This window comes from Dolichospermum compactum NIES-806 (genome assembly GCF_002368115.1).
GTDB lineage: Bacteria > Cyanobacteriota > Cyanobacteriia > Cyanobacteriales > Nostocaceae > Dolichospermum > Dolichospermum compactum.
The window spans coordinates 544429-551893 of sequence record NZ_AP018316.1 but is presented as its reverse complement, the minus strand read 5'-3'; the positions used below and the strand labels follow the sequence as shown (position 1 = coordinate 551893).

Genomic DNA, 7465 nt, shown 5'->3' with positions numbered 1-7465 from the left:
TTCTCTGTAATTCACTAGTTTGAAAACGGCTGCTTCCTTTACGGAGGTGGCTGTTTTTTCTTGCACGCAGAGGCGCAGAGGCGCGGAGAGAATATCCAGTTTCAATTCAACTTACCGACACACATATATAGTAGACTTCAAAAGTAACCATTGATACCCTCTTATTTCCCCAAAATATTGAGCAAATTTCTTAGCACTGTTTTCATCAGAGCCACACTCTGCTGATAAACTAAATATCCACGCCATACCTGCCTCCTATTTAGTTCTAATCAATTCTTTCCCAATAATCTTGGGTGTTTGCCATTCGAGTTTGAATAATCGCTGTTTCTGGAAAGGGTTGGCTGTTTTTTGTTGTTAATGCTTAATTTTTAGCTTAAAAATCCTAATTTAATAATATACTGATAAAGCTTGAATTTTAAGTCTAACAAGTATGGAAGATTACCAGGCAGCTTTTATGGAGCGCCATACTGATACTGAAACACTGCATCCTGTAAGGAAAGTTGGGGCTATGCACTTTGGTGGTGTAACCATCGAATGTTTATTAAAAGCGATGATTTTTGCTACTTTACCAAATGGCGCGAGTCGAGAATGGAAAACAAGTTCTAATAATCCTGGACATACAATCAAAAATCCGGGACACAAATACGATGAGGCGTTGAGACGACATAATCGACTTCGATCTAGAATTGAAAGGTTTCCAGATGTTATGGAATGGCTCAACACAGTTGAGAACCCAATGAGCCAACATTTCATAGATTTGCGCTATTCTGGACTTGAGCCTAATGATGAAAGTTATCAACTTTGGTTCGACGCATATCAGAACCTTATTCGTTGGTTACAGGAGCAAATCGCTACACTTTAAAGAGGTGATCAAATGCAGGAAAATTGGCAGTCTTTGCTAAAACAGCAGATTAAAACCGAGTATGTACAGAATTCACAAGAATGGGTTGATGTAAATATTTCTACATCTGGTTTATTAAATTTAACTATTGTAAGCGATCGCTTTATAAGTTTATCTATTCCTCAACGTAAAGAACAAATTTCTAACTTACTTCAATCACAAGTTCCTCATTTATCTCCTGGTTTTCTCTCACTATATACACTTCAAGAAGCTGAATCACTTAATATTTCACCACCACAGATTTTTGATCCAGCATCAATACATACTTGGCAAGATTTAGCTATCCAAGCAGCAAACCCACAAAACCAAGCAACAGCACCTCAGCGCGAACTTAGTCTACCCAGAACAGTAACATTTTATTCCTTTAAAGGAGGAGTAGGACGCACTACAGCATTAACTCATGTTGCTTGGATTTTAGCAATGCGGGGACGTAAAGTTGTGGCTGTAGATTTAGATTTAGAAGCACCTGGTCTAAGTACGGCTTTTAACCTGCAACCACAACCAAAATATGGAATTGTTGACTATTTTTATGAACGTTCCTATTTACCAGAAGGAATAAAGCCGAATATTTCCATTACTGAAATATTTGGTGAAGTAAGAATACCAAACGCTAAAGGAAGATTATTTGTTGTTCCTGCTGGTTGTCTTAGTCTTGATTATATTTCTAAAGTTGATGATCTTCATGCTAATACTGTTATTGATGGAGATCAAAATCTTTGGACTGTTTTCAAGCGGGAAATTTACGAACAATTAAAACCAGATATTATTTTAATTGATTCCAGAACAGGAATTAATCAATGGGGATCTTTATCATTAATTCAAGCTGCTGATGAAGCAATTATTTTTCTTTTTCCTAATGAACAAAATAAACAAGGTATCGAATTACTATTGCGCTCACTAAACACTCTAAAAAATTTATCTATCAATTTTATTTTTTCTCCTGTTCCTGATATTAGCAAACTTGACAAAGTAAACGAGATTTATAAATCTTTTCTAGATCAAATAAAAATATCCACAGATGAAGAATTTGAAATAGATGATAATGATCCATTAGAACTACCAGAACCTTTAGTAATTCCCTATCTTCAACCCATTGCTTTAGCTGATAATTACCCTGTAAGAGCCTTACTAGATTACTATAATAAAATTGTCAATTTAATTGATGAAGAAACTGATGAAATTGACAGAACAAATATTTTAACTAATTCAGAAACACGCTGGAAAATTATCAAAAGCTTGCAATTTCCTGAAGTAAATGCTGCGGATACAGATCAAAAACAGGATTTCACCCTCCTATTCCAGCGTACCAATGATTTTGAGAAATTTTTAGATCATGCAACTTGTTTAATTAGAGGTAGAAAAGGAACAGGTAAAACTGCTCTATATTGGCTTTTTCTCAAATATAAAAGTGATGCTCAAAAACTAGCTCGTGGTAGATTAGATAATACTGTATTTTTGTCTGCACATGGTAGATATCAGGAAAGTCGTCCGACTCGTGGACAATTCCAATTTATTCATGAAAATTTACAGCAGCAGGGTGGCACATGGGAGGCTTTCTGGAGAGCTTATTTACTCCTTAGATGTCATCAGGAAAATTTATGTAATTTTCCTAAAAATAGGAAAGGTGAAAAATTTAGTGAACTGAAAAATATTATCAATAATTTACCTAAAGGAAAATGGCAATCTGAGTACAATCAAGTTTTGTTAGAATTATCTACTAACGCTATACTAAGTGAAATAGTCAATGATACCATTAACATTATCATTCATGAAGAAGCCAAAAATAAATCTCAGAAAATCTGGTTTCTTTATGATGATTTAGATGAAGATTTTCCTGAAGCAGGAGAAGTAAGACAATCAGCATTATCTGGATTATTTCAATTAGTTCAATCTTGTGATGCAAATCGCCTAACAGAAATTAGATTTAAGATTTTCTTGAGAGAAGATATATGGAATCGTTTAATTTTTGACAATAAAAGTCATTTTACTGGACGCGATATTATTTTACAATGGACTAGGGTTGACTTTTTAAGATTAGCTTTGCGTCAATCAATACAATCTCCAGATTTTAAGGATTTGGTAAATAGATTTTCTCCTATTGCTGAAGATGCAATTGATCAAACTACTGAAGATACAATTGATAAAGCTTTAGAATTGCTTTGGGGAAGTCGTCGCAGAAGAGGAGACAAAGCTAAATATTTATCCAGATGGGTTTATGAAAGATTAACTGATTCTAGTGGTACTACTTTTCCTCGTAGTTTAAGTATATTATTAACAGGTGCAAAAGAACAAGAATTAAGCTATCAAGGAAAATCATCAATTCAAACACCAACAGATCGTTTATTACGCAGTAAATCTTTAGAAATGGGATTGAAAAAAGCATCAGAAAAACGTTGTGATGAAATCAAAGAAGAATATCGTCATTTGACTAAATTTTTTGACTCTCTCAAGCAGAAACCAGCTCTTTTACCTAAAGAAGAATTACATAGCATATGGCAAGAATCAGCACATGATATAGCAGACTTTGAAGAATTTGCTTCTTTTTTAACTGAAATCGGTATTATTCAATTGCGCGAGAAAGATCAACGCTATAAATTTGCGGATATCTATGTATATGGATTTGAGATGATTCGTAAAGGTGCTGTATGAAAATATTTTTGACTTTATATCGCTAGTTATGTAGAAGTTTTCGCACGTTTACGATTTGAAAAAGATTAAAGTTAATTAGTATATTCATAGAGATATTTTATCTTTTCACAAAATACTAACTTTCGTTTTCTCTATGTTTAGAAAAAAACGGAAAAATACGTGAATATACGTTTGTGTATCAGCAGTGCTTGTATTTAAATGTATTCAATAGCATTTTTAGTATCTATCAAGTAAATAACATATTAAAATATGGCGAAACCAAGGTATGAAGGTTATAGCTACGAAACTCCTACAAAATGCGTGCGCGAAAAATTTGGAGATACTACAGTTTACGCCCAAAATGCTAAATCACTGCTAACAAAAGCGACTGGGTTTATTGCTGCTTATGACTTTACCCTCAATCCTTATCGGGGTTGTCAATATGGTTGTAGTTATTGCTATGCTGCTGCATTTAGCCCTAATCCTAAAATGCGTCAAGACTGGGGTAAATGGGTAATTTATAAAGAAAATGCTGCGGAAATTTTAGCAAAAGAATTAGAAACTTGGTATCGGAAAAATCCCAAACAACCTCCCAGAATTTACATGAGTAGTGTCACAGATCCTTATCAACCTTTGGAGTCTAAACATCAATAGGACTTACGCAAGTGTCACACCAAAAATCTGTTGTAGGGTACGTCAGACTGCATAAATTCTGCAAATAAACAGATTGTTGATATCTGACGCACCCTACCAATGTGCCAGTTGCGTAAGTCCTGTTAATTTTTTCGATATTCTTCCACTTACAACCTAAAATTCTTGCCAAACTTGCTTTTTACGTTTCGTTTAGAAATCAACCGACATCAAAAAACCTCTATAATCGCCAGTAAATAGAGGTTTGTAAGCTAAACGGCTCATTTTTAGATTTGGTTTGGGTGTATTTTATGACATCATAAAAAGTTGACCAGCTAGGAGGTATACTCACTGATGCTTGCTGGAGTGGTGACAGTTTAGCTATTAATTAATTGAGGTTGTTAACTGGCTTCTCGCTAGGAGCTACTGCTGTTTTGGGAATTTCAATAACTGGGTTATTTAAAGCCACCATTAAGGGCGAATCTGCGGCTGTTGGTGTTAATTCTGTTGGTTGTGTTGTAGCCATTTCTAGTATTCTGGAATTACTGGGCAACAAACCAGATATTGCTCCCAAAATACAAGCCACTGCGGCTGCACTACCTAACATCCAGTTCAAGCGATAACGGCGATTAACACGGACTAAAACTTGGTTAATCGTTGCTTCTGATGACTGGGAGTTGGCGGGAACAGGGATGTTATGCAAGCCTTTTCTAAGATTTAATAGTCTCCTGTACACGCATTTAATCGAGGCATCAGTCAATAGCAACTCTTCAACTTGCCTGCGTTCACTAGCTGTAACTTCGCCGTCCAGGTAAGCACTTAATAACTCGAAACAATCGCGCTTCTCCATATTTATAGTACCCGTTGATTCATTTTGGCTTCTCAATGGCAGAAAATATATATTTTCGTTGACAGTCCTTAATATTTCTTAAAATCTGCCATAGAATTGAGGAAACATGGTGTAGATTATGTATCTAGATAGCTTTGTAACTGAGTTTGTAATCTTGATCTGGCTCTGGCTATTCTAGATTTCACAGTTCCCAGGGAAACTCCGGTAATTTCGGCAATTTCTTCATAGGCCATGCCTTCAATTTCTCTTAAAACAATTGTAGTCCGAAAAACTTCTGGTAAGTCAGCGATCGCTTCTCGCAACTGTTCATAAAATTCTCTAGTAGTTAGTTGCTCATCTGGACTTGGCGTATCACCGGCAATTTCCCAATCCATTTCCCCATCATCCAAGGTGCGGGGAGCATCTAATGATAAGGGACTAGCGACCCGTTTGCGTTTACGTAATTCATCATAGAACAAATTTGTGGCAATGCGGCTTAACCACCCCCGGAACTTGGCAGGTTCTTGTAGTCGGTTAATATTTCTATAGACACGAATCCAAACTTCCTGGGCTAAATCGGCTCTATCAGACCAATCGGGGGCTAAATGATATAAAACTCGATCAACTTGAGTCTGGTAGCGACGTAACAATTCTGAAAAGGCAGCACGTTCTGGACGCAATCCGACTTGACAGCGCAAAATAAGATCGTTGTTTGAGAGTTTGTCAACTTGCACCGATGCTATTGGATAGGTGGCATCCACTGTTGACCAGGATACACTAATGGATTGACTCATGGATCAGATTGGCGTTAAATCACTCCCTTCCATTAGACTAGATTATAGATCAAAAGTTCCTCGGTAAGGTGACGGATTTATAATCGGAACACGGAAATATATATAGAAAGGAGTTTTCAGCATTTTATTCCATCGTCAAGTAAGTATGAAAAAAGAAGGTAAAGAAGACTACGGATTAACTTTTTGTTAGAGTTAGGGATGGTGATCAGATTGGCAAATGTCCACTAAATACTTGACTGGTACTTACTTAATGATCAATTATCAGTCACCTTTAGCCAGATGTGTCAGGGATAAATAATAGGCGATGAATAGGCGATGGCAATGGCAAGAAATGAATCTGTAGCGAGTATGGTCATATTTCTCTGTTTTGGTACGGCAATTTTATCTCTGGCTGTCCATTGGCACAATATGAGAACAACAGGACAATTAAATCAGTCTGTATCCACAGAGGTTTATCCACAGGGTTCAGCGGTGGAAATTGGCAACAGTGCAATTGCAGCTTCTGTGCCTAACTCTCCCCAAAAAGCTGCTGTTTGGAGAACACAAAGGTCAAGTCAGGATCAAGTTACAGATCCGGTTAAGAGTTCTCAGGGATCAATACCAGTATCAAATACAACTCAAGTAGTTGTAGATTTGAGCGATCGCCGTGTCTATGTTTCTCAATATAATGAAATAATAGCTAGTTATCCAATTGCTATCGGCAAAAAAGGCTGGGAAACACCAACGGGCAACTTTAAAATCATCCACAAAGAACACGACCCCATTTGGCGACATCCCATTACAAATGCTATTTTCGAGAGCGGTCCAGACAGTCCTTTAGGGGATAGATGGATTGGTTTTTGGTCTGATGGTCGGTATCAACTCGGCTTTCATGGCACACCAAATGTTGATTTACTAGGGGCGGCTGTTTCTCACGGCTGTCTAAGAATGCGTAATATTGATGTCCGAATGTTATATAGCCAAGTAAATATAGGTACAGAAGTATTAGTACGTGAATAAAAATATGAAAGCAGTCAGAAGTCAGGAATAAAAGTCTTTTACTGTATGGCTTTTACCGTAATTGGAGCTTGGGGATTGGTCACAACTGACAACTGACAATTGTCATTTATTTTTCCTGAAAGTTAGATGCATAAGTTTGCAGTAATGTAGTAACTTGCGTTAAAACCTCCTTACCAGTGTTCTTATTCAATGCTTGACGTTCTGGGAAGAAACTAGGTTTATCTAAATACTGAGATATAGCTTCACTGACTTGTTGAGATATTAAAGCATCAAGTTCTGTTTTAGCTCTTTCTCGTTGATATTTCGCACCTTCTTCTGTCGTTGCATACAGAGGAGGTAGCCTATTGAGAGCATAGGCAGTTATATCTCCTACATCTAGAGAACTTTCGCTGGTCACTTCAATTTCTGCTACCTTGGCAATGACATTGCCCAGAACCAACTCTTCCATAACGTTGATAAATTGTTTACGAGGTACTGCCACGACTTCACCGGTCAACAATGCACCCATAAGGCGATCTAAAGCCATGTATTCTTCAATTGACAGTTCTGAGACGTTGTCGCAAATATGCCCAACTTCTGCCTCCATTGTCGGTGTCAAGTGACCATCTTCAAGAGCTTGTTCTACTATTTTTTCAATACTCATAAAACATTTTGGGTAGTGTGGAAGGATCGTGGCATAAAAGG

7 protein-coding genes are annotated in these 7465 nt (G+C 36.9%); 4 read left to right on the top strand and 3 right to left on the bottom strand.

The features are described from left to right. The first annotated feature begins 430 nt into the window (after positions 1-430). The 3 genes from CA730_RS02540 (at position 431) to CA730_RS02530 (ending at position 4183) form a co-directional block, all read left to right on the top strand. Positions 431-862 carry a hypothetical protein gene (locus CA730_RS02540; RefSeq protein ID WP_096663509.1) on the top strand — a complete coding sequence of 144 codons (432 nt, stop codon included), beginning with the start codon at positions 431-433 and terminating at the stop codon, positions 860-862. 12 nt (positions 863-874) lie between these two features. Then, positions 875-3550, top strand: coding sequence for a ParA family protein (locus CA730_RS02535; RefSeq protein ID WP_096663506.1), 2676 nt, complete (start codon positions 875-877; stop codon positions 3548-3550). 249 nt (positions 3551-3799) lie between these two features. Continuing rightward, positions 3800-4183 (top strand): radical SAM family protein, encoded by a 384-nt coding sequence (locus CA730_RS02530; protein ID WP_231939958.1) that lies wholly within the window; start codon positions 3800-3802, stop codon positions 4181-4183. 364 nt (positions 4184-4547) lie between these two features. On the opposite strand, the gene CA730_RS02525 is transcribed toward CA730_RS02530, so the two are convergent. Both CA730_RS02525 and CA730_RS02520 read right to left on the bottom strand, forming a co-directional pair. Continuing rightward, positions 4548-5009: an anti-sigma factor family protein gene (locus CA730_RS02525; RefSeq protein WP_096663503.1), complete on the bottom strand. Its 462-nt coding sequence runs from the start codon at positions 5007-5009 to the stop codon at positions 4548-4550. A 116-nt stretch (positions 5010-5125) separates the two neighbouring features. Further along, positions 5126-5782: a sigma-70 family RNA polymerase sigma factor gene (locus tag CA730_RS02520; RefSeq protein WP_027403135.1), complete on the bottom strand. Its 657-nt coding sequence runs from the start codon at positions 5780-5782 to the stop codon at positions 5126-5128. Between the two features lie 315 nt (positions 5783-6097). Between CA730_RS02520 and CA730_RS02515 the strand changes: the two genes are divergently transcribed. Then, entirely contained in the window at positions 6098-6781 is a 684-nt protein-coding gene (locus CA730_RS02515; RefSeq protein ID WP_096663500.1) for a L,D-transpeptidase, read from the top strand. A 106-nt stretch (positions 6782-6887) separates the two neighbouring features. Here the strand turns inward: CA730_RS02515 and CA730_RS02510 are convergent, their stop codons facing one another. Then, complete coding sequence (locus CA730_RS02510) at positions 6888-7424, bottom strand: late competence development ComFB family protein (protein WP_096663496.1); 537 nt, start codon at positions 7422-7424, stop codon at positions 6888-6890. Positions 7425-7465 lie beyond the last annotated feature (41 nt).